Source organism: Dyadobacter sp. HNCC25DJ184, assembly GCF_056895215.1.
Genome location: NZ_JBXHAQ010000018.1, coordinates 93,972 through 115,035 on the forward strand (window position 1 = coordinate 93,972; position 21,064 = coordinate 115,035).

Genomic DNA, 21,064 nt, shown 5'->3' on the forward strand with positions numbered 1-21,064 from the left:
AATTACTTTACGTTTTCTTCCAAATATGCTACCGCCTGGCCTACTGTGCCAATGTTCTCCGCCTGGTCATCAGGAATAGACAGGTTAAATTCCTTTTCGAATTCCATAATCAACTCAACGGTATCTAGAGAGTCCGCTCCCAAGTCGTTTTGGAAGTTAGCTTCTGGCGTTACCTCCGACTCTTCAACGCCGAGTTTTTCGACGATAATTTGCTTAACTCTTTCTGCAATTGCTGACATTTTATAAACACTTTTTGGTTAAAATCGCAACAAAGAAAGATATTTCAGTTCACTTTGACAAAATTTTTTTAGTTGCATTAATTTTATCGTACAAAGTGGACAGAAATAAAAAAAAGCAGAAAATCAAATGCTTATCGTTCTATATTCTAAGAAATGGCAAATTTGCACAGAGAACCTAATGGATAAGCGTACATTCGCAGAATTTTAATAAATCATCAAAAAGCTCCAACATGCTGAATATCCCGCAGTTAAAACATACAAATTCGCCTCTTTTCTTTTTAATGGCCGGTCCTTGTGCGATTGAAGGACGCGATATGGCACTCCGAATTGCCGAACATATCGTGACGCTGACTGATAAATTTAATATCCCTTACATTTTTAAAGGCTCATATAGAAAGGCAAATCGTACCAAAATTGATTCATTTACGGGCATTGGTGACGAAAAGGCTTTGAAAATTCTTCAGGAGGTAAGTACAACCTTCGGTATTCCGACAGTGACCGATATTCACGAATCACATGAAGCTGCTTTTGCTGCCGAGTATGTGGATGTCCTCCAGATTCCGGCCTTTCTTTGTCGTCAAACTGAGCTGATTGCAGCGGCAGCGCGTACAGGGAAAGCGGTAAATGTAAAAAAGGGGCAATTTCTTTCGGGAAACTCGATGAAGTTTGCCGTCGAAAAAGTGAGGGATATCAATCCTGCAAGTCCGGTTTTATTAACCGACCGCGGAAATAGCTTTGGATATGGCGATCTGGTAGTTGACTATCGAAACCTTCCTGAAATGCAGGCATTTGACGTACCTGTTGTTATGGATTGTACACATTCACTGCAACAACCGAATCAGGTTTCGGGTGTAACCGGTGGAAAACCAAAATTGATAGAGACAATTGCTAAGGCAGCGATAGCAGTCGGAGCCGACGGTCTTTTTATCGAAACGCACTTCAATCCGTCCGAAGCAAAATCCGACGGTGCAAATATGCTTCCGCTCGACCAATTGGAAGGTTTATTATCCAGACTGGTGCGGGTTAAAGAAGCAATTTTGTAAATAGTGATAGTCGTCAGGTGAATATCCATGAGTTCAAATCCGCCGGTTTCAACGTCTTTCCCAACTCTTTCCCGAATCTTTCTTTTTATTGTTCTCTTCGGAAGTTGGTTCAGCTCCCCTGTTTTAGCCCAAAAAGATTCAACATCATTATGGGTTGTAAAACCGATGGACGTCATACCTCCGGTGACTCTGACATTGGCGGGTTTAATCACCCAAGGTCATATCAGTCGGCAGGTTCAGGAACATTTACAAAACAGATATCCGGATTTTCATTCCAATGCCGATGATTACCTGATATATGCCCCTGCTGCTCTGAGTTTAGGCCTCGCGGCTTCGGGTGTGAAAGGAAAACATAAGCTGGGTGATCAGATCATTCTAGCTATCCTGTCAAATATAATTGCTCAGGGAGTAACCCAGAGCCTGAAAAGGATTGTTAGTTATCCCCGGCCCAACGGAGAGGATAATCACTCATTTCCCTCCGGTCACACCACATCTGCGTTTGCAAACGCTACACTTTTACATCAGGAATATGGTGAGCGGAGCGTCTTTTACAGTATTGGGGGATACGCTAATGCAAGCGTTGTTGGCGGTATGCGGATGCTCAATAATGACCATTGGCTGTCAGATGTGCTAGTGGGTGCCGGAATTGGGATCGGAGCAACCAATGCGGTATATATCAGCTATCCCTGGCTTCAAAAGCAGGTTCGGAAGATAAAAAAGAAGCATGGGAGGTAGCTGTTAGCTGTTAGCTGTTAGCTGTTAGCTGTTAGCTGTTAGAAATAGAGACGAATCATTAACTTATACTGGTTAATCCCCGGTTTTCTGTATGTTAATTATTCCTTTTATTGATTGATAGACATATTTTCTGATCACCTCCTGACATACTGTTGTCAAATGCTTAGCTGTTCTTTGTTGCTCAATCATAACTAGCAATCATGGAAATCAGACACATCGGATCATTCACCGCGCTATATTTTGAAACAACGACTTCTCTTGCCGAAATAAATGAGTTCGTCCGCGTCGTTGCTTCCAGGTTATACAAAACCGCGGTTGTGAATGACTTGGAAATCGCGGGGCCGGTTCAATGGGTATATGATGGCGCGGATGGAAATCCGCAAACGAAATTTTTACTGACCATTCTTATTCCGGTTATCACAGAAAAGAAATCTATTGAATCAGAAGAATTTCACCTCAAAACCGTAGATGCATTCAAATCTATCGGAAAACGCCATGACGGAGATTGGGCATTATTGGGAAATACATATCTTGAAATATTCTCCAACCTCCAGGTTCAAAATCTGCTTCCAAGCGGTGAGAACAGAGAATACTATATTCATATGGATTTTGAAAATCCTGACCGGAATATCACCGAAGTTTTGATTGGGGTTCAATAGATTTACAGACAATTATTTTTAAAACAATGTCATACTGCAGCTATATACAAACCGGAAATGCAGAAAGCTCTGATTTTCAATTAAATAAAGAGTACCACGACAATCATTACGGATATCCAATCGACGATGACGATGAACTTTTTGGTCGCTTTTTGCTGGAGATTAATCAGGCAGGATTGAGCTGGACACTCATGTTGCGAAAACAGGAAGGGTTCCGAAAGGCATATGACAATTTCTCCATTGAGAAAATTGCAGCATATGGTGATGACGACAGGGAACGGCTTTTACAAGACCCCGGAATCGTGCGCAACCGTCTTAAAGTCAATGCCGCCATTGTCAATGCCCAAAAAATACTTCAATTGAAGGAAGAATTCGGATCTTTCAAAGGCTGGATTGATGCGCATCACCCGTTGTCCAAAGATGAGTGGATGAAGCTTTTTAAAAAGACTTTTAAGTTTACCGGCGGCGAGATTGTTAATGAGCTGCTTATGAGCACAGGATATCTGCCCGGAGCGCACACCCCGGATTGCCACGTTTATAAGAAATTGAATTTGAAGAATTAAGAGATAGCTTACTTATACATTATCGCTTTAACTTTCTTAAATACTTGACCAATTCTTCAGGATGGTCTGTCTGAAGGCCGTCGACTCCCAGCTCGATGGCCTTTTGCCATTTTGCAGGACCTTCATCTTTTGACTGTACGTCAAGCCAGATTTTGCAATTATTTTGATGCGCAGTCTCCTTTAAATCGGATTGGGTGATATTGTCAAAAATTGCTATCTGATAGGTTTTCAGATAATTCACAAAAAGCTCGGGCGTCGTTACCTCGTCCGGCAAACTTGTCATTAACGGTATGTTCGGTGCCTCAGATTTCCATTGAGCATATTGTTCCGGTTTGTTGAGATAGACTATCACGTTGTTTTGCATTCCCGCTTCCTTAATTTGACGATAGCTTTCCGGTACATCGGCATCCTTAAAGTCGAGATAGATGCCAATTTTCCCTGTGCAAAGCTTCAAGACCTCAGAGAATTCAGGAATGGAAAAAGGTGTGCCGTCGGTAGATTTCAGATTTAACTTTTTCACTTCCGCCAGGGTCATGTCGCTTATTTTCCCTTTTCCATCGGAAGTTCGATCGACTGTGGCATCATGAAGCACCACCAGCTTGCCGTCCTTCGTAGTTCGCAGATCCACCTCCACATAATCCGCCTGGATCCTAATCGCTTCCTGATATGACGCCAAAGTATTTTCGGGGACAGCCACATGGTTCCCACGATGCGCAATGACGACGACCTGTTTTTCTTGATGTCGAACAAATCCCGCCGATGAAAAAATGATAGATAGTGTAACGAGGAAAAAAAGACTGCGAAAATCTGAAAGCTTTTTGAGGTACATATATATAGTATTTGAACAAACTATATACCCGAGAGCTGAGGGAATGTCCTATTAAAGCCCGCGTTTCTTTGCAAATTCTATTGCATCGAAACACGGGCTTTTATTATATCCTTTTATTATTGAATCTCGAAACTGGAAAGATTCACAAACTGCTGAACACGATCATTAATTTCTTCCTGGCTCAGGTTTACCAACCGCTCGGTCCCGAATTTCTCTACGCAGAATGATGCCATCGCAGAACCGTAAATGATTGCACGTTTCATGTTTTCAAATGAAATATCGTCGGTGCTTGCCAGATATCCGATAAATCCACCAGCAAATGAATCACCAGCACCGGTAGGGTCGAATACTTCTTCCAATGGAAGTGCCGGGGCAAAGAATATCTTGTCGCCCTGGAACAATAATGCTCCATGCTCTCCTTTTTTGATAATCAATGTTGTTGGCCCCATTTCCATGATTTTAGAAGCTGCTTTTCTCAAAGAATATTCCCCTGAAAGCTGGCGGGCTTCTTCGTCATTAATCGTCAGAACATCCACAAGCTTCAATACTGCCTTAAGATCGTCCATCATGATATTCATCCAAAGATTCATGGTATCTAACATGATCAGCTTCGGACGATTTTTTATTCTTTCAATAATTAGTTTTTGGGTCGCCGGAACGGTATTTCCCAACATCACATATTCTGTCCCTTGATACGACTCTGGAATAATCGGATCGAAATGTTCCATCACATTCAACTCGGTCACCAGCGTATCGCGGGTGTTCATATCTTCATGGTATTTCCCCGACCAGAAAAAAGTCTTGCCGTCAGGTACAATTTCAAGTCCTTCGGTTCCAACGCCATGCGCTTCCAGAAGCTCGATCATTTCTTTTGGAAAATCGCCTCCCACCACGGCTACCAGATTATTTTTTTTGGTAAAATAGGATGCCGCCAGCGTGATATATGTCGCCGCACCTCCGATTATTTTATCTGTTTTGCCAAATGGTGTTTCAAGGGCGTCAAAAGCGACCGACCCAACTGTCAATAAACTCATAGCTACTATTTAATTGATTTATAGAATGTTTGTGAATAAAATTTATTTAAAAAACGGTGCGAAGATAATGAAAAGCATCAAATGACGAGTTCATGCAGGGGCATTATGATAAATACCTGGCAATCAATCATAGGTTATTTGCTATTTTTGTGAAAATGCTTTTCAGCAATTAGAAAAGCGGACATCAAGACATTTCATCATCAACTACTAAAATAAAAAAACGACCATGCAGGGGATTATTGAAGCTAGACGTCATATTGACAATGCCAAAGGTTTTCTCAAAAATCAGGCTAAAAAGGAAAACGGGCTATATCAGGATCGCAAGTATGTAAAAATTGCTGGCCATGCTGCATATACAGGGATTTTGCTGGCCTTGGACGAACTATTTGCGAAGAGCACAAAAAAGACCCGGAAAAGTGTAGAATGGTATCAAAAGGAGTTGTCTGGAATTGATAAAAAAATCACATCTGACTTTGCCACAGCCTACGAAATATTACATCTTTCAATGGGGTACGACGGGATCAGAAGTGCAAAAACAGCGCAGTTGGGAATAGGAGAAGCCGAAAGAATAATTACATGGGTAGAACATCGCCTGACAAGCGTCTCCCAATGAGCATACGAGTAAAGTAATCAGATCTTAAAAAAGAAGTACAATATTCATGACCGAATCACAATATCAGCCACTTAAAATTTTCAATACGCTTTCCCGTAAAAAAGAGCTTTTTGAGCCGATTGCAGCCCCTTATGTTGGTATGTATGTGTGCGGTCCTACGGTGTATAATAATGTTCACCTTGGTAATATCCGGACATTCCTTTCCTTTGATATCCTTTTTCGCTATCTGACTCATATCGGATATAAGGTACGTTACGTGCGCAATATTACGGACGTTGGCCACCTGGTTGGAGACGGCGAGGAAGGCGAAGACAAAATTGGAAAAATGGCCAAGCTCGAAAAGCTGGAGCCGATGGAAATCGTGCAGCGATATACCAATGATTTTCACAATGTTACAGGTATTTTCAACCTGCTTTCACCAAGCGTTGAACCGACGGCTACCGGACATTTGATCGAACAAATCGAGGCTGTGTCTACATTGATCGACAAGGGATTAGCGTACGAATCCAACGGTTCGGTATATTTTGATATCACAAAATACAATGAGGGCGGTCACAATTATGGCAAGCTTTCGGGACGCGTTCTGGAAGACCTGCTCAATGAGACGCGGGAGCTTGACGGCCAGGCAGAAAAACGGAACCCGCTGGATTTCGCACTTTGGAAAAAAGCAAGCCCTGAGCATATCATGCAATGGAATTCGCCATGGAGTCGCGGTTTTCCGGGCTGGCACCTGGAGTGTACTTGTATGAGTGCCAAATATTTAGGGAAGCAATTTGATATTCACGGCGGTGGAATGGATTTGAAATTTCCACACCATGAATGCGAAATTGCGCAAGGAACCGCATTGACAGATGTTGAGCCGGTGAGATATTGGATGCATACCAATATGCTGACTGTAAATGGTCAAAAGATGTCCAAATCACTTAATAATTCGTTTTTGCCTTCGGAGCTTTTTGCCGGCAGTCACGAATTATTGGAGCAGGCATATAGCCCAATGACCGTACGTTTCTTTATGCTCCAAAGTCAGTACAGAAGTACGCTTGATTTTTCAAATGACGCTTTGAAAGCAGCTCATAAAGGATATAAGCGTTTGGCGAACGGCATCCGTTTGGCTAAAATGCTAAAGTATGTTCACGAGGACGACGTTTTCTTTGACGAAAATAAAAAATCGGATATTGAAAAAACGATAGAAGGATTTTACGCAGCCATGAACGACGACCTGAACACCGCCGTAGCGATTGCACAAATGTTTAATCTTTTGAAGTATATCAATATGCTCAACACTGGTCAGTTAAAGGCTCCTGCGTTGGGTGAAGCGATATTCACTTCGTTGATCTCCAATTTCATCACTTTCTTTGAAGATGTTTTGGGTCTGCTAGAGGAGCCGACAGAAGGAAACAGCATCCTGGAGGGTATGTTGAACCTGTACAAAGAATATAAGCTCGTGAGAAATTACGAAAAGGTGGATGAAATTCGTTCCTATTTCAAGTCCCAAGGATTAGTAATCCGGGATACAAAAGAAAGAATTGAATGGGCTTATGAAGAATAACGGATGAAAAACAGGTCGTCGCTTATCGCATATTTTTTGCTGGCAGTCTTTCTGATTGGGGGTTTGGGCTACTTCTTTCTTCCTCTATTGAGTGAAAAAGTTGCCGAAAAGCCTGCGCCAACTGTCAATACCTCGGCCTCATTTTCTTTTACGAAGGAGGGTGAACTGACATTGTTACGAGATTCAAGACCTTACAAGAAAATCGATATTGAAATCGCAGAAAACTCAGCAGAGCGAAATAAAGGCCTGATGTACCGCCCATATCTACCGGATTCCGTTGGCATGCTCTTTATTTTCGAAGAAGCGAAGGATCAGGCATTTTGGATGAAGAATACGATTATCCCTCTGGATATTATCTACTTGGGAAGCGACAAAAAAATAATTTCAATATCGAGAAACACAAAACCATACTCCGAAGAAAGTATTCCGTCATTCGGGCCGGCACAATATGTACTGGAAGTGAATGCCGGATTTTCGGAAAAAAACGATTTAAAAATAGGAGATGCCATTTCATTCTAAAGTAATATCAAAAGGATACTATTCCTTATTATTAACACTAATTGCTCTGGCTTTTCAGAGTTGTGATACTAAAACAAGTTCTGAACAAACCACTGAGCAGGCTCCAAAACTGGCCGCTGCTCCTGCTTTCAATGCAGATTCAGCTTATCAGTTCGTTAACAAGCAGGTTAGCTTTGGTCCGCGTGTTCCGAATACTGCGGCTCACAAATCATGTGGCGATTATCTTGCCAAAACGCTGAAAGACTATGGTTTTGAGGTGACCGAACAGCCATTTGAAGCAATTACATATGATGGTAAAAAATTGAAGGCCCGCAATATCATCGGCGCATTTAACCCAAAAGCCGCAAAACGCATTCTATTGACTTCCCATTGGGATTCACGCCCTTTTGCCGATCAGGATTCTTTGGCTAAGACAGTACCTGTTCCTGCTGCCAACGATGGTGCAAGTGGAGTAGGTGTTTTACTTGAAATTGCACGAACCATCAGCTTACAAAGCAAAAAGCCAGATATCGGTATTGATATCATCTTTTTTGACGCAGAAGACTGGGGGAATTCTGCGGAATCTACCGACGAATATGGTGGCTTTTGCTTAGGTTCTCAATACTGGGCTTCCCATAAGCATTTGCCAAATTACACCGCATATTTCGGCGTATTGCTGGATATGGTCGGTGCAAAAGGCGCAACATTTTTAAAAGAAGGATATTCTGTCCAGCTTGCCGAAAGTGTGGTTCGCCAAATCTGGAACACAGCTAGTCAGCTTGGATATAGCAATGTATTTGTGGACGCCAGCGGTTCGGCAATTACGGATGACCATTTGCCAGTAAACAAAGTTGCTAAAATTCCGATGGTTGATATCATTCACACCAACCAGAATAACATGGCACATACTTTCTTCGATGCATGGCATACGTCGCACGATACAATGGAAAACATTGATACTAAGACTTTAAAAGCAGTTGGACAAACATTAGTCCAGGTTATATATCAGGAGGCTCAGCCTGAATCCATGTAATATTAAGCTAACTAAGCGACGGATCTTTACGCTTGGTTAGCTTAAAAATGCATCACTTCCTTCCAATAGATTTTCATATTCCGATTTCTTGACCGGGTTTGGCCTAAATCCGCTCAAGTTCCTAATACCTGGATACTTTTTGTCCGCTCCCTTTCCAATTGATATTACGGGTATCTAAATTATTTTAGCCTCGTCATTTTGCTGCGCATCATTATATTTCTTTATTTTCTGACTTAATTACAATTTACCAGAACCAAAATTCTATTATGTCGAAATATATTGCTGCGATTGATCAGGGCACTACCAGTACCCGCTGTATATTATTCAACAATCAAGGAGCCATCGTTTCGGTTGGACAAAAAGAGCATCAACAGATCTATCCTAAACCGGGATGGGTGGAGCATAACCCCGATGAGATTTGGCAAAATACACAGGAAGTAGTAGCCCTCGCCAGAATCAAAGCGTCGGCAAATGTATCTGACATAGCAGCAATAGGCATCACCAACCAGCGGGAGACGACGGTGATCTGGAACCGCAAAACTGGAAAACCATATTACAACGCTTTGGTTTGGCAAGACACACGTACGACAGACTTCGTAGCCAAGTACGAAAAGGACGGTAGAGCTAACGAATTCCGAAAATTGACCGGCCTTCCGGTATCAACATACTTTAGTAGCCTCAAAATCAAATGGCTACTAGAAAACGTTGAAGGTCTGAGGACGGACGCCGAGCAAGGGATAGCCCTGTTCGGAAATATGGATACGTTTCTTATATGGCACCTGACCGGTGGACCACATGGCGGAATTCACGTGACAGACGTGACCAATGCAAGCAGAACTCAACTCATGAACCTCCGCACTTTGCAGTGGGATGAAAGCATGCTGAAAGAATTTGATATACCGGCATCACTCCTGCCGTCTATCAAAAGTAGTAGTGAAGTATATGGTCACGTAACCAGCGAAGTTATGCCGGGCGTGCCGGTTGCGGGAGACCTGGGAGATCAACATGCAGCGCTCGTCGGGCAAATTTGCTTTGAGCCGGGAATGGTGAAAAACACCTACGGTACCGGATGTTTCCTAGTTATGAATACGGGGAATGAAGTGAAGATTTCTGATCATGGATTGTTGACCACCGTATCATATCAATTCGGCAATCAGCCCGTTCAATATGGATTGGAAGGCAGTGTGGCCGTCACAGGCGCACTGGTTCAATGGCTTAGAGATAATCTGGGCCTGATTAACAAAAGCAGCGATATCGAAAAACTTGCGAAAACTGTTGAAGACAATGGTGGTGCATATTTTGTTCCTGCGTTTTCGGGCTTATATGCACCATATTGGCGAAACGACGCGCGAGGTGTAATCGCAGGACTTACCCGCTATATCAACAAAGGGCATATTGCCAGGGCAGTTTTGGAAGCATCTGCCTATCAGACAATGGATGTTGTAAAAGCCATGGAACAAGACTCGGGTATTGAGCTCGCTTCTCTGCGTGTGGACGGAGGCATGGTTGCCAACCAAGTATTAATGCAATTTCAGTCGGACATTTTGAATAAGCAAGTAGTTACGCCTGCCGTGGCCGAGACAACGGCATTAGGCGCTGCTTATGCTGCAGGTCTTGCCGTGGGCTATTGGAATTCAACCGACGACCTGAAACAAAACTGGGCTATTGCGCATACCTGGAATCCAAAGATGGAAGACGAAAAACGACAAAAACTATATTCGGGGTGGAAAAAGGCAGTCACAAAGTCGTTCGACTGGGTGGACTAGTTTTTGGTTAGGGTTTGTCAGTAAATGGTGGGGCCAGCCGGTTGGGGCGCATGGTCATTTAATTGTAACATCAGATAATACAGGCCTGAATATCCAACCAGTTTGGAATTGTCCGGAGAATGTCATTTAGTTGTTTAATTTTTCAGAAAAGTTGGATCTTAATGACTGTGGGGTATTTCTGCTGCTTCATTTACAATGGTTTTATCATGCCTTTTTGGAATGTGTATAAACTAATGTCCAATTTGCTCGATCTAACCGTATAGCTTAACTTCGTGCCGATAACAATTAAGAGTAACCTATGCATACCCTTCGGCTTAAGAAGCCTCTGGCTTTTTTTGATCTCGAAACTACCGGGGTGAATATTGTTCGTGATCGGATAGTAGAAATTTCAGTAGTTAAAGCATTACCCAGCGGTGAAACCGAGATACGGACGAGAAGAATCAACCCTGAAATGCCGATTCCTCTTGAGAGTAGCTTGATTCACGGCATTTATGACGAGGATGTCAAAGACTGCCCGACTTTTAAAGGAGTTGCCAAAAATCTGGCCTCTTTTTTAGATGGATGTGATTTAGCAGGGTTCAATAGTAATCGGTTCGATATTCCGATGTTGGTCGAGGAATTCCTGCGGGTAGGCGTTGAATTCGATCTGAAAAACCGCAGAACAGTTGACGCTCAGCGAATCTATCACATGATGGAGCCGCGAAATCTCTCTGCAGCATATCAGTTTTACTGTGGAAAAACATTGGTGGATGCCCATAGTGCCGAAGCCGATACCATTGCTACTTTTGAAGTTTTACAGGGGCAAATTGCTAAGTATGAAGGGGTCAAAGTAAAAGACGCGGACGGCAATGAAAGGGAACTTATCAAAAATGATGTCGCTGCGTTACATGAACTCACGGCTTCTAATTTGATAGACTTCGCTGGCAGAATGGTCTATAACAATAAGGGCGAAGAAATTTTCAATTTCGGAAAACACAATGGAAAAAAAGTGGCGGATGTGTTGAAGAACGAACCATCATTCTTCGATTGGATGATGAAATCGGAGTTTCCATTGGATACCAAGAGAAAACTCACCGAAATAAAATTACGCGGGTTGTCAAACAGATAGTCTTTGTTCGGATACTTATTGGTTCTAACGTCATTTTATCAGTATTTTTGCCGGCACAGTTCATACGGTAAAATATTTGTGTATTTTTAATCATTCAGAAGTCAACTGCTGAATACCAAAAAGGTAAATATTCTATGTTTCCAAACCCTGCTTTACCACAAGTTGTAATACCGGAGGTTATTCAAAATATCCCGTTGCAGAGTTACCTGATTCTCAGTACTCTGCTTTTTGTTATAGGAATTATCGGTGTCTTAACCCGTCGGAACGCGATCATCATATTTATGTCAGTAGAGTTGATGCTTAATGCAGCCAACCTGTTGCTTATTGCGTTTTCATCCTATCGTTCCGATCCATCCGGTCAGGTATTCGTATTTTTTATCATGGCAGTTGCGGCGGCCGAAGTGGCTGTGGGTCTTGCTATTATCGTAATGATTTACCGAAATACAAGAAATACAGATATCGGTTTCCTTAATAAATTAAAGTGGTAAATAAGAGAACCGGTTTTTTGGGAAAGGTCAGCGCGACCTGCCGATAAAGCCTGTAACTCCAACTCAGATTTCCGAGATTAAAGATTATAGATAGACATGTCTGCATCATTACTAATACTGATTCCCTTACTGCCATTGATTGGTTTTTTGATCAATGGACTCGGTTTCCCCCATTTACCAAAAGGAATTTCCGGTGTCATCGGCTCTCTTGCCGCTATCGGAAGTTTCATTCTTTCTATCATTGTTTTCAATGCCTTTCTGGCCAGTGGAAGCCAGCCGGTCATTTTCAAGCTTTTTGATTGGATAACGGTTGACACCCTGAATATCTCATTCTCATTTCAGGTTGATCAGCTTTCTCTGCTAATGCTGATGATCATTACTGGAGTTGGATCGTTGATTCATATCTATTCAGCAGGATATATGCATCATGATGCGGGTTTTGGGAAATTCTTTGCTTACCTGAACCTGTTTCTGTTCTTCATGCTTCTGCTGGTTTTGGGAGCCAATTACGTGATCATGTTTATCGGCTGGGAAGGAGTTGGTTTATGCTCCTATCTATTGATCGGTTTCTGGAACAAAAACACCAATTATAACAACGCGGCACGTAAAGCGTTCATTATGAACCGTGTGGGTGACCTTGGCTTTTTGTTAGGGATATTCACAATTATCGCAACCTTCGGGACGGTTGAATATACCGAGGTTTTCAAACAAGCGACTGGCTTCTCGGTTGGCGATCCTGTCATGATCACAATCACCCTGTTCCTGTTCATTGGGGCAATGGGTAAATCTGCACAAATTCCACTATATACCTGGCTTCCAGACGCCATGGCTGGTCCGACACCGGTCTCTGCTTTGATTCACGCAGCGACGATGGTAACAGCAGGTATCTATATGGTGATCAGGTCTAACGTGCTCTACACACTTGCACCTTCCACTCTTGAAATCGTAGGTATAATTGGCGGAGTTACTGCGCTGTTTGCGGCTTCGATTGGTCTTTTACAAAACGATATCAAAAAAGTTCTGGCTTACTCAACTGTCAGTCAGTTAGGTTATATGTTTATGGGGCTTGGAGCTATGGCTTATTCGGCCTCAATGTTCCATGTTATTACCCACGCATTCTTCAAGGCACTTCTTTTCCTCGGTGCGGGTAGCGTTATCCATGCGATGTCTGACGAACAGGATATTCGTAATATGGGTGGATTGAGAAAGAAACTACCTGTTACGTTCCTGACATTTTTAATCGCGACGATTGCCATTTCAGGTATTCCTCCATTTGCCGGTTTCTTCTCCAAAGATGAAATTTTGGCCCATGTATTCGAGCATAATAAAGCCCTTTGGGTAATCGGTGTACTAGGTTCGGTAATGACCTCCTTCTATATGTTCCGTCTTTTGTTTCTGACGTTTTTTGGAACTTTCAGAGGTACGCATGAGCAAGAACATCACCTGCATGAGTCGCCGGCATCGATGACCATTCCTCTGATCGTTTTAGCGGTGCTTTCCGCTTTGGGTGGATTTATTGGCGTTCCGGAAGTTCTTCATGGATCGAATATCCTCGGCACCTTTATGGATCCTTTGTATCACACTGCGAAACTTGCAAATCCAGCTGCATTCGAACCGACAACACTTTCTCATAGCGAAGAATATCTCCTGATGGCTATATCTGTTGGAGCGGCCCTTGCGTCAGCTGTTGCAGCATATGTCATGTATGTCAGCAAAGCCGCTGTTCCTGAAGCTGATACTGTTGAGAAATCAGGACTTCAAAAATTGATTTATAACAAATATTACGTCGACGAACTATACAATGCTGTATTTGTAAAACCGATCATGACACTCTCCAATCTACTTTACAGTTTCGGAGAATTTGTGATTGACTTGTTTGTCAACGGTGCTGTAAAGGTGGTCAACGTTCTTTACGGACTACAAAAGAAAACGCAAACCGGGTCAGTTGGGGACTATGTCTTCGCGATGGTGGTTGGTATTGCAGCATTACTGTTCTGGAAACTTTTACTCTGACCTTAATTTACATCGTTTACTAATTGCTGAACGCTGACCACAATATATGCTTACTTTACTTCTCATTCTTTTACCGATTGCTGCCGGACTCCTCACTTTTCTGATCGGAGAACGTGCTGCAAAATCTGTTGCACTCATAGGGGGATTGGCCGAACTGGCACTGGCAGTCGTGGTTTGGATGCAATTTGATCCTTCTTCTGGTACCCAATTTGCATTTAGATATAACTGGCTTTCTGCAGGCAGTATCAATTTTGCCGGTGGTATAGATGGTATCAGTATGTTGCTGGTATTACTTACTACGTTCCTGACTCCGCTCATTATCCTCTCGGCATTCGGTCATTCTTATAAAAACAGTGCCGCTTTTTATTCCCTTATTCTTCTGATGGAGGGCGCGCTCGTGGGTGTTTTCACTGCGACCGATGCATTTCTCTTCTATCTGTTTTTCGAAGCGGCCCTTATTCCGGTTTACTTCCTCGCTGCTGTCTGGGGTGGGGAAAACAGGTTGAAGGTGACTATCAAATTCTTCATTTATACCATTTTTGGTAGCCTCTTCATGTTTGTTGCTTTGGTTTATCTGTACTATCAGACTCCGGGCGCACATTCATCGGATATACAAGCTTTTTACCAGCTACAACTTCCTGCACAAACGCAGGGCTTTATATTCTGGGCATTCTTTATTGCCTTTGCCATTAAAATGCCATTGTTTCCCTTCCACACCTGGCAGCCAGATACATATACTGAATCTCCAACTCCTGCGACGATGTTGCTCTCTGGTATTATGCTAAAAATGGGGGTATATGGGTTGATCAGATTACTACTTCCGATTGTACCGGATGGTGTTGCAGCTTGGGGTATGCTGGCGGTTATACTTTCCGTAATCGGAATTATATATGGCTCAATCATTGCCATTCAGCAAAGCGACATGAAGCGGCTTATTGCTTATTCATCTTTTGCACACGTTGGTTTGATGGCAGCAGGCGTTTTTTCTTATTCAGAAAACGGTCTTCAGGGTGCGATGATCCAAATGCTTGCTCACGGGATAAATGTAGTAGGTTTGTTCTTTATCATTGATATCATATACGCAAGAACCAAAACCAGATATCTGGATCAACTAGGCGGTATCAGCCAGACCAGCCCGCATTTGAGTGTCTATTTTATGATTTTGCTATTGGGAAGTGTTGCGCTTCCACTTACTAACGGGTTTGTCGGTGAGTTCCTGCTTCTCTCAAGTGTATTCCAATATAACGCATGGCTCGGAGCTATAGCCGGTCTGACCATCATCCTAGGTTCGGTTTATATGTTAAGGTTATTTCAAAAAGCGATGTTCGGCCCCAAATCAAAATGGGTTGAGGGCTTTTTCGATCTAACCCTTAACGAAAGGGCCGTTCTGATACCTCTGGTAATCATGGTTTTCTGGATTGGTATATATCCGAATACATTTTTGAAAATAAGCGAACCAGCCATCAACCACCTGTTAACGCTGGTAAAATAATAAAGCAGTCAGAAATTGATCTGATCGGCTGAATTAAAAAGATAAAACGATAAATAAAGAATATGTATCCCATTATCCTATTGTCAGTTCTTGGTATCGTAACCCTTTTTCTCGGGTTTTCGAAGTCTAAGAATGTCTTGCTGCCTGCCACATTGCTATTTCTGATTCTGGCAATAGCGGGAAATTTCTTAGAGTGGAATCAAGGTCCCCTGCTCTACTTTTACGATATGTTCAGGGTTGACAATACTACATTGGCTTTCAACGGAATTGTCCTTTTGTCTGCTTTTATGATCGTTGCAATATCAGGGGGATTTCAGGACAATACAGAATCTGAACCAGCGGAATATTATGCTTTGATGCTTTTCTCTTTGGTTGGAGCCATCATGATGATCGGTTTTCAGCATTTGATCATGCTATTTATTGGAGTTGAAATACTGTCTGTTGCTATGTATGTTCTGACAGGAAGCAACAAAAGAAACCTGCGTTCAAACGAAGCTGCCCTTAAATACTTTTTGATGGGAGCTTTTGCAACGGGTTTCATGCTTTTCGGTATGACTCTGATATATGGTGCAACCGGCTCATTTGAACTTGATCATATTAAAGGATTTGTATCGGTAAGTAATGTGGCGGCTCCCTCCTATTTGCTATATGCTGGTCTTATGCTTCTGTTGATCGGTATGCTCTTTAAAGTTTCGGCAGCTCCTTTTCACTTCTGGACACCAGATGTATACGAGGGTGCGCCAACGATCTTTACTGCATTTATGTCGACTGTCGTAAAAACAGCCGGTTTTGCAGCAATATACCGTTTGCTTGACAACACCTTTGGTGGGGCATATAATTTCTGGTGGCTGGCTGTTGCAGTGATATCCGTATTAACTCTTTTAGTTGGAAACATTGGTGCTATCGGGCAAAACAGCTTTAAGAGAATGATGGCATATTCCGGTATTTCTCATGCAGGTTATATGCTGATCGCAATTACCGCTTTTTCACAACCTTCTGAAAACGCCATTATATTTTATTCCATAGCCTATTCGTTGGCTACAATATGTGCATTTGCGGTACTTCTTTTGGTGTCGAATCAAAAGCTGGTAAACGGACAGCCAAATGAAAGTTTTGATGCCTTCAACGGACTTGCCAAGCAAAATCCTTTCCTGGCTTTTGTAATGACGGTTTCCATGCTTTCATTGGCTGGAATTCCTCTTACCGCAGGTTTCTGGGGGAAATTTATGATATTCGGTAGTGCTGCAGAAAGAGGAATTATCTGGATAACAGTTATCGCAGTTGTCATGTCGACAGTTAGTATATATTATTATTTCCGTGTCATTATCTCTTCCTATCTGAAAGAAGGGGATTTGATCAATATCCGTATAGCCCCATTTTTTAAGGTTGTATTGGTAGTTGCTACCTTTCTGATTTTCCTGTTCGGTCTAGCGCCCGGCCTTTTTGAAGGATTGATATAAAAGAAACATAAATTCATTTTTTTAATAAAGGACCGGTAAATCCGGTCCTTTTTGTTTTTATTTCACTACAATTAGCATATATTCAAGAACTTATTCAGCAGTCGAAAGACATTCCACTAGTTCGTTATGATAGCGTAGAACAATTTTCTTCACCAGCTAAAAATTGTTGGACTGATGGTAAAAAGTATTGAATCCCTATTTGCTAAAATTCTTAATAACTACCAGAATCGATTTGTATCCCGCTACCTGATTCTCACGATCGACCTGATCATTGTTTCATTCTCCTATCTTTTTTCTTGCCTCCTGATCTTTGATTTCAACTTTGAAATCGTGCCCTGGCATCTTTACATGTATCACCTGATGGTCATGCTAATCGTCCGAATGGTTTTCTTTTATCATTTCAGGGCTTTTCGCGGAATTGTCAGGCATACCAGCATGGAGGACATCAAACTGATTTTTCATGCGGTCACACTCAGTTTTCTGGTGATCGTGCTTTCGAGCAAGGTTGCGTCGGCATACCTCGAAAACAAAAACTTTTATATACCCACTTCCATTCTCACAGTTGACTACTTTACCTGCCTGTTCCTACTCACGGCCCACCGTCTTTTTATAAGATCGATTTATCTGGATTTCATGAAAGTGAAAAAAGGAACATCCGCTCAGCCCGTTATCATTTTCGGCGCAGGATCGCTCGGGATTATCACTAAGAACGCACTTTTGCAGCAGCCGGGGAAATACAGTATCGTTTGTTTCACGGATGACAATCCATCGATGTTGCATAATTCGGTCGAAGGCGTTCTCATTCTTGATATGCCCACTACTATCAGAAAATACATAGAATCTGCTCAAAAAGTCCCTCAAGTAATATTGGCGGTCAGAAATCTTTCGCAGGAAAGAAAAAAGGAACTCACGAACCAACTGCTTCAGTATAAAATTGTCCCCAAAATAGTCCCTTCGTCCGTTGACCCGCTGGATGAAAATTTTAGTAGCGAACAGATACGGAACATAGAAATCGAAGATTTGCTGGAACGCCAACCTATTGAAATGCATAACGTGTCGATCCAGTCTCAAATAGAAGGTAAAGTGATCATGATCACTGGTGCATCCGGATCCATTGGTAGCCAATTGAGTAAGCAGCTAATGGAATTCGCACCAAAAGAATTGATTTTACTAGATCACTATGAATCAGGAATCTATGGATTGGAAAATTATTTTGGCGCCAATCTTAATGGATCAGTCCAGGTGAGCGCGATCCCATGTAATATCTCAGACCCATATCACCTCCATCAAATATTCGAAAACTATACACCGGATATCGTCTTCCATGCCGCCGCTTACAAACATGTGCCATTGATGGAGAAATTTCCTTATCTGGCAGTGAAAAACAATGTATTCGGAACAAAAAACGTAGCCGACCTGAGTGCAAAATTCGGTGTCGACAAATTTATTCTCGTATCCACTGACAAGGCGGTAAACCCAACAAACGTAATGGGAGCTACTAAAAGATTGGCGGAGATATACGTACAACAATTGAATGACCGCACAGATTTAGACACAAAATATATTGTGACTCGCTTTGGAAATGTGCTGGGATCTAACGGTTCGGTTGTTCCTTTATTTGCAAGTCAGATTCAGGCGGGCGGGCCAGTAACTGTGACACATAAGGATATCATTCGCTATTTCATGACAATTAAGGAAGCATGCCAGCTCGTTGTGGAAGCGAGTGTTATGGGAAATGGGGGTGAAATTTTTGTTTTTGATATGGGCGAACCAGTCCGTATTCAGGATTTAGCCCGTAAAATGATAGAACTTTCGGGCTTCACCGTAGATGCCGATATCGCGATTGAATATACCGGACTCAGGCCAGGAGAAAAGCTGTATGAAGAATTACTGTCTGATCTTGAAACAACGCTGCCAACTTATCATGCCAAGATCAAAATAGCACTGATGCAGAACTCGATTCCGGTTGAATTGAATGACAAACTCGAATTGCTCGCATTTGCATTGCAAACCGGTAATCCGAATACAATCGTTTCGATTCTTAAATCGATCGTGCCCGAGTTTGTCAGCAACAACTCAAGGTTTGAGGCACTGGATTTAAAACCTAAAATAAACGAAGACCTGCTAAGGCAGAAATTTAGTGCCTGATAACCAAAATTTACATCTGCCAAACCACTCATCGAAAGAAGGAACCTTCAAATACCCATGCTCTCCAGTTGCATACAGGTGCATTTCGGTATTTACCTTTTTGCTTTGCAGGGCTTCATAGAAGCGAATACTATGGGCGACGGGCACAACAGTATCGTCGCTTGCATGTGTCAGAAAAGTGGGAGGAGTATTGGCTGTTACAAAAAATTCGTTCGAGAAAAACTTTTGTTTAACTGTATCCTGCCTGTTTCCCAACAGATTCTTACGGGAACCTACATGGCCGATATCGTCCATAAAACTGATAACGGGATATACCAAAATCAGAAAATCGGGCCTGAGACTGGTTCCGGATTTGTTCTCAACAAAAGCCTTGTCAAAATGAGCACCAGCTGTTGCGGCCAGATGCCCGCCCGCAGAAAAACCCATAATGCCAATTTTCGCAGGATCCAACCCCCAATTTTTACTTCCTTCCCGCACCATCTTAATAGCTTGCTGCGCATCCTGAAGAGGCACATATTGGAAATTGGTAAACTTTGTGGAGTCTGGCAACCGATATTTTAGCACGAAAGCCGTCACACCGATTTTAGCAAACTCCTCAGCCACTCTGGCTCCTTCCCTATCTATAACGAGCACTCCATATCCCCCACCCGGGCAAACAATAACCGAAGTACCATTCGCTTTTCCGGCCGGCGGACTATACATTGTAAGCGTGGGATCAGACACTTTTCTAACGACTCCATCTTTTTCGGTCTCATCGTTCGTCATGCCAATGCGGCCAGAAATACCGTTTGGGTATAACTTCATTACATTTTGCGCCATGCCCGTAAACGAAATGGCTATTAACGAAAACCCAAACAGTATATTTCTCATAGCAATCTATTCTGTAATAGCTCTGTCCAGATGAACATACCCGCCATCCACATGAATAAGCTGTCCCGTTGTATGGCTGGATCTTTCCGAAAGAAGGAATACGGTCATATTTGCTATCTCCTCCTCTGTTGTCATTCTATTTCCCAAAGGTATCTTACTTACGATCGACGCCAGTTTTTCTTCGGGCTTAGGTAAAGTCTTGATCCATTTGTCATATAATGGCGTGTAACACTCAGCCACGATCACAGAATTCACACGAATTCCAAATGGTAGCAGTTCGACCGCCCATTCTCTTGTCAATGCATTTCTACCGCCGTTTGCAGCCGCATATGCGCTCGTTCCGCCCTGGCCGGTTTCTGCCGTTTTGGATCCGATATTTACGATAGCACCTTTTGATTCCTTCAAGAACGGCAATGCATAATGAGCCATCAGATAATAGTGCACCAGATTACTGTGCAGACTTTGCATGAAACGTTCATAGGTTCCTTTTTCCAAACCGACACCATCATTAACTCCTGCATTATTTACCAACCCATCAATTCTTCCAAATTGGCTGATTATCTCGGAAACAACCTTTTCACACTCCTCTGGCTTCGACAACTCGGCCACTAATTGATATGCGTCTTTGCCTCCATTCTTAATCTTTTGAACAGCTTCGAGGTTATCAACCTCATTTCTCCCGATAATCACGGGAACAGCACCTTCATTGGCTAACACCTGAACAATACCCAAGCCAATACCTTTGGCACCGCCTGTAACAACAATTATCTTACCTTCTAATTCGAGATTCATATACTGCTAAAATAGATTTATGGAAACTAACCGCTTTCGACCAGATCAAAAAGACGGAATAATTATGCGGAACAATTATAATACTTTCAATATTAAGCGACAACAGTCCAAAATTTACCATTCAGGGCACAT

The 21,064-nt window shown here is 42.4% G+C and carries 20 protein-coding genes; 15 read left to right on the plus strand and 5 right to left on the minus strand.

Annotation, left to right across the window (positions count from 1 at the left end):
- Positions 1-2 precede the first annotated feature (2 nt).
- On the minus strand, positions 3-239 hold the full coding sequence (locus tag AC1XUD_RS22955) for an acyl carrier protein (protein WP_015813362.1): 237 nt from the start codon (positions 237-239) through the stop codon (positions 3-5).
- 230 nt (positions 240-469) lie between these two features.
- Between AC1XUD_RS22955 and kdsA the strand changes: the two genes are divergently transcribed.
- The 4 genes from kdsA to AC1XUD_RS22975 all read left to right on the plus strand — a co-directional run bounded on the left by kdsA (position 470) and on the right by AC1XUD_RS22975 (position 3,239).
- Positions 470-1,282, plus strand: coding sequence for a 3-deoxy-8-phosphooctulonate synthase (kdsA, locus tag AC1XUD_RS22960; protein ID WP_483363370.1), 813 nt, complete (start codon positions 470-472; stop codon positions 1,280-1,282).
- Positions 1,283-1,309: 27 nt separating this feature from the next.
- Positions 1,310-2,017, plus strand: coding sequence for a phosphatase PAP2 family protein (locus AC1XUD_RS22965; protein ID WP_483363371.1), 708 nt, complete (start codon positions 1,310-1,312; stop codon positions 2,015-2,017).
- 200 nt (positions 2,018-2,217) lie between these two features.
- Entirely contained in the window at positions 2,218-2,676 is a 459-nt protein-coding gene (locus tag AC1XUD_RS22970) for a hypothetical protein (protein ID WP_483363372.1), read from the plus strand.
- 26 nt (positions 2,677-2,702) lie between these two features.
- Positions 2,703-3,239, plus strand: coding sequence for a DNA-3-methyladenine glycosylase I (locus AC1XUD_RS22975; RefSeq protein ID WP_483363373.1), 537 nt, complete (start codon positions 2,703-2,705; stop codon positions 3,237-3,239).
- 19 nt (positions 3,240-3,258) lie between these two features.
- On the opposite strand, the gene AC1XUD_RS22980 is transcribed toward AC1XUD_RS22975, so the two are convergent.
- Both AC1XUD_RS22980 and AC1XUD_RS22985 read right to left on the minus strand, forming a co-directional pair.
- Complete coding sequence (locus AC1XUD_RS22980) at positions 3,259-4,068, minus strand: glycerophosphodiester phosphodiesterase family protein (protein WP_483363374.1); 810 nt, start codon at positions 4,066-4,068, stop codon at positions 3,259-3,261.
- Positions 4,069-4,184: 116 nt separating this feature from the next.
- Complete coding sequence (locus AC1XUD_RS22985) at positions 4,185-5,102, minus strand: PfkB family carbohydrate kinase (protein WP_483363375.1); 918 nt, start codon at positions 5,100-5,102, stop codon at positions 4,185-4,187.
- Positions 5,103-5,328: 226 nt separating this feature from the next.
- On the opposite strand from AC1XUD_RS22985, the gene AC1XUD_RS22990 reads away from it, so the two are divergent.
- From AC1XUD_RS22990 to AC1XUD_RS23040, 11 genes are all read left to right on the plus strand, one after another.
- A complete protein-coding gene (locus tag AC1XUD_RS22990) occupies positions 5,329-5,715 on the plus strand; it encodes a DUF5618 family protein (protein WP_483363376.1) in 387 nt (128 codons plus the stop codon).
- Positions 5,716-5,761: 46 nt separating this feature from the next.
- Positions 5,762-7,264, plus strand: coding sequence for a cysteine--tRNA ligase (cysS, locus tag AC1XUD_RS22995; RefSeq protein ID WP_483363377.1), 1,503 nt, complete (start codon positions 5,762-5,764; stop codon positions 7,262-7,264).
- 3 nt (positions 7,265-7,267) lie between these two features.
- Positions 7,268-7,783, plus strand: coding sequence for a DUF192 domain-containing protein (locus AC1XUD_RS23000; protein ID WP_483363378.1), 516 nt, complete (start codon positions 7,268-7,270; stop codon positions 7,781-7,783).
- Complete coding sequence (locus tag AC1XUD_RS23005; protein ID WP_483363379.1) at positions 7,767-8,795, plus strand: M28 family peptidase; 1,029 nt, start codon at positions 7,767-7,769, stop codon at positions 8,793-8,795. Before AC1XUD_RS23000 ends, AC1XUD_RS23005 begins: the two co-directional genes overlap by 17 nt.
- 266 nt (positions 8,796-9,061) lie before the next feature.
- Complete coding sequence (glpK, locus tag AC1XUD_RS23010; RefSeq protein ID WP_483363380.1) at positions 9,062-10,561, plus strand: glycerol kinase GlpK; 1,500 nt, start codon at positions 9,062-9,064, stop codon at positions 10,559-10,561.
- Positions 10,562-10,859: 298 nt separating this feature from the next.
- Positions 10,860-11,669, plus strand: a complete 810-nt coding sequence (locus tag AC1XUD_RS23015; protein ID WP_483363381.1) for an exonuclease domain-containing protein — start codon at positions 10,860-10,862, stop codon at positions 11,667-11,669.
- A 134-nt stretch (positions 11,670-11,803) separates the two neighbouring features.
- Complete coding sequence (gene nuoK / locus AC1XUD_RS23020) at positions 11,804-12,157, plus strand: NADH-quinone oxidoreductase subunit NuoK (RefSeq protein ID WP_483363382.1); 354 nt, start codon at positions 11,804-11,806, stop codon at positions 12,155-12,157.
- A gap of 96 nt (positions 12,158-12,253) precedes the next feature.
- A complete protein-coding gene (gene nuoL / locus AC1XUD_RS23025) occupies positions 12,254-14,170 on the plus strand; it encodes an NADH-quinone oxidoreductase subunit L (protein ID WP_483363383.1) in 1,917 nt (638 codons plus the stop codon).
- Positions 14,171-14,216: 46 nt separating this feature from the next.
- Positions 14,217-15,662: a complex I subunit 4 family protein gene (locus AC1XUD_RS23030; protein WP_483363384.1), complete on the plus strand. Its 1,446-nt coding sequence runs from the start codon at positions 14,217-14,219 to the stop codon at positions 15,660-15,662.
- A gap of 62 nt (positions 15,663-15,724) precedes the next feature.
- Entirely contained in the window at positions 15,725-17,122 is a 1,398-nt protein-coding gene (locus AC1XUD_RS23035; protein WP_483363385.1) for an NADH-quinone oxidoreductase subunit N, read from the plus strand.
- A gap of 174 nt (positions 17,123-17,296) precedes the next feature.
- Entirely contained in the window at positions 17,297-19,270 is a 1,974-nt protein-coding gene (locus AC1XUD_RS23040) for a polysaccharide biosynthesis protein (protein ID WP_483363386.1), read from the plus strand.
- On the opposite strand, the gene AC1XUD_RS23045 is transcribed toward AC1XUD_RS23040, so the two are convergent.
- Both AC1XUD_RS23045 and AC1XUD_RS23050 read right to left on the minus strand, forming a co-directional pair.
- Positions 19,247-20,140: an alpha/beta hydrolase gene (locus tag AC1XUD_RS23045; RefSeq protein WP_483363387.1), complete on the minus strand. Its 894-nt coding sequence runs from the start codon at positions 20,138-20,140 to the stop codon at positions 19,247-19,249. The two genes, AC1XUD_RS23040 and AC1XUD_RS23045, sit on opposite strands and share 24 nt — an antisense overlap.
- A 6-nt stretch (positions 20,141-20,146) precedes the next feature.
- The gene (locus AC1XUD_RS23050; RefSeq protein WP_483363388.1) at positions 20,147-20,932 is read right to left on the minus strand and encodes an L-fucose dehydrogenase; all 786 of its coding nucleotides are present in this window, start codon (positions 20,930-20,932) and stop codon (positions 20,147-20,149) included.
- Between the last annotated feature and the right edge of the window lie 132 nt (positions 20,933-21,064).

Coding starts and splice junctions, on each gene's coding strand:
- AC1XUD_RS22955 (WP_015813362.1), bottom strand. CDS start 239: ATGTCAGCAATTGCAGAAAGAGTTAAGCAAATTATCGTCGAAAAACTC.
- kdsA (WP_483363370.1), top strand. CDS start 470: ATGCTGAATATCCCGCAGTTAAAACATACAAATTCGCCTCTTTTCTTT.
- AC1XUD_RS22965 (WP_483363371.1), top strand. CDS start 1,310: ATGAGTTCAAATCCGCCGGTTTCAACGTCTTTCCCAACTCTTTCCCGA.
- AC1XUD_RS22970 (WP_483363372.1), top strand. CDS start 2,218: ATGGAAATCAGACACATCGGATCATTCACCGCGCTATATTTTGAAACA.
- AC1XUD_RS22975 (WP_483363373.1), top strand. CDS start 2,703: ATGTCATACTGCAGCTATATACAAACCGGAAATGCAGAAAGCTCTGAT.
- AC1XUD_RS22980 (WP_483363374.1), bottom strand. CDS start 4,068: ATGTACCTCAAAAAGCTTTCAGATTTTCGCAGTCTTTTTTTCCTCGTT.
- AC1XUD_RS22985 (WP_483363375.1), bottom strand. CDS start 5,102: ATGAGTTTATTGACAGTTGGGTCGGTCGCTTTTGACGCCCTTGAAACA.
- AC1XUD_RS22990 (WP_483363376.1), top strand. CDS start 5,329: ATGCAGGGGATTATTGAAGCTAGACGTCATATTGACAATGCCAAAGGT.
- cysS (WP_483363377.1), top strand. CDS start 5,762: ATGACCGAATCACAATATCAGCCACTTAAAATTTTCAATACGCTTTCC.
- AC1XUD_RS23000 (WP_483363378.1), top strand. CDS start 7,268: ATGAAAAACAGGTCGTCGCTTATCGCATATTTTTTGCTGGCAGTCTTT.
- AC1XUD_RS23005 (WP_483363379.1), top strand. CDS start 7,767: ATGCCATTTCATTCTAAAGTAATATCAAAAGGATACTATTCCTTATTA.
- glpK (WP_483363380.1), top strand. CDS start 9,062: ATGTCGAAATATATTGCTGCGATTGATCAGGGCACTACCAGTACCCGC.
- AC1XUD_RS23015 (WP_483363381.1), top strand. CDS start 10,860: ATGCATACCCTTCGGCTTAAGAAGCCTCTGGCTTTTTTTGATCTCGAA.
- nuoK (WP_483363382.1), top strand. CDS start 11,804: ATGTTTCCAAACCCTGCTTTACCACAAGTTGTAATACCGGAGGTTATT.
- nuoL (WP_483363383.1), top strand. CDS start 12,254: ATGTCTGCATCATTACTAATACTGATTCCCTTACTGCCATTGATTGGT.
- AC1XUD_RS23030 (WP_483363384.1), top strand. CDS start 14,217: ATGCTTACTTTACTTCTCATTCTTTTACCGATTGCTGCCGGACTCCTC.
- AC1XUD_RS23035 (WP_483363385.1), top strand. CDS start 15,725: ATGTATCCCATTATCCTATTGTCAGTTCTTGGTATCGTAACCCTTTTT.
- AC1XUD_RS23040 (WP_483363386.1), top strand. CDS start 17,297: ATGGTAAAAAGTATTGAATCCCTATTTGCTAAAATTCTTAATAACTAC.
- AC1XUD_RS23045 (WP_483363387.1), bottom strand. CDS start 20,140: ATGAGAAATATACTGTTTGGGTTTTCGTTAATAGCCATTTCGTTTACG.
- AC1XUD_RS23050 (WP_483363388.1), bottom strand. CDS start 20,932: ATGAATCTCGAATTAGAAGGTAAGATAATTGTTGTTACAGGCGGTGCC.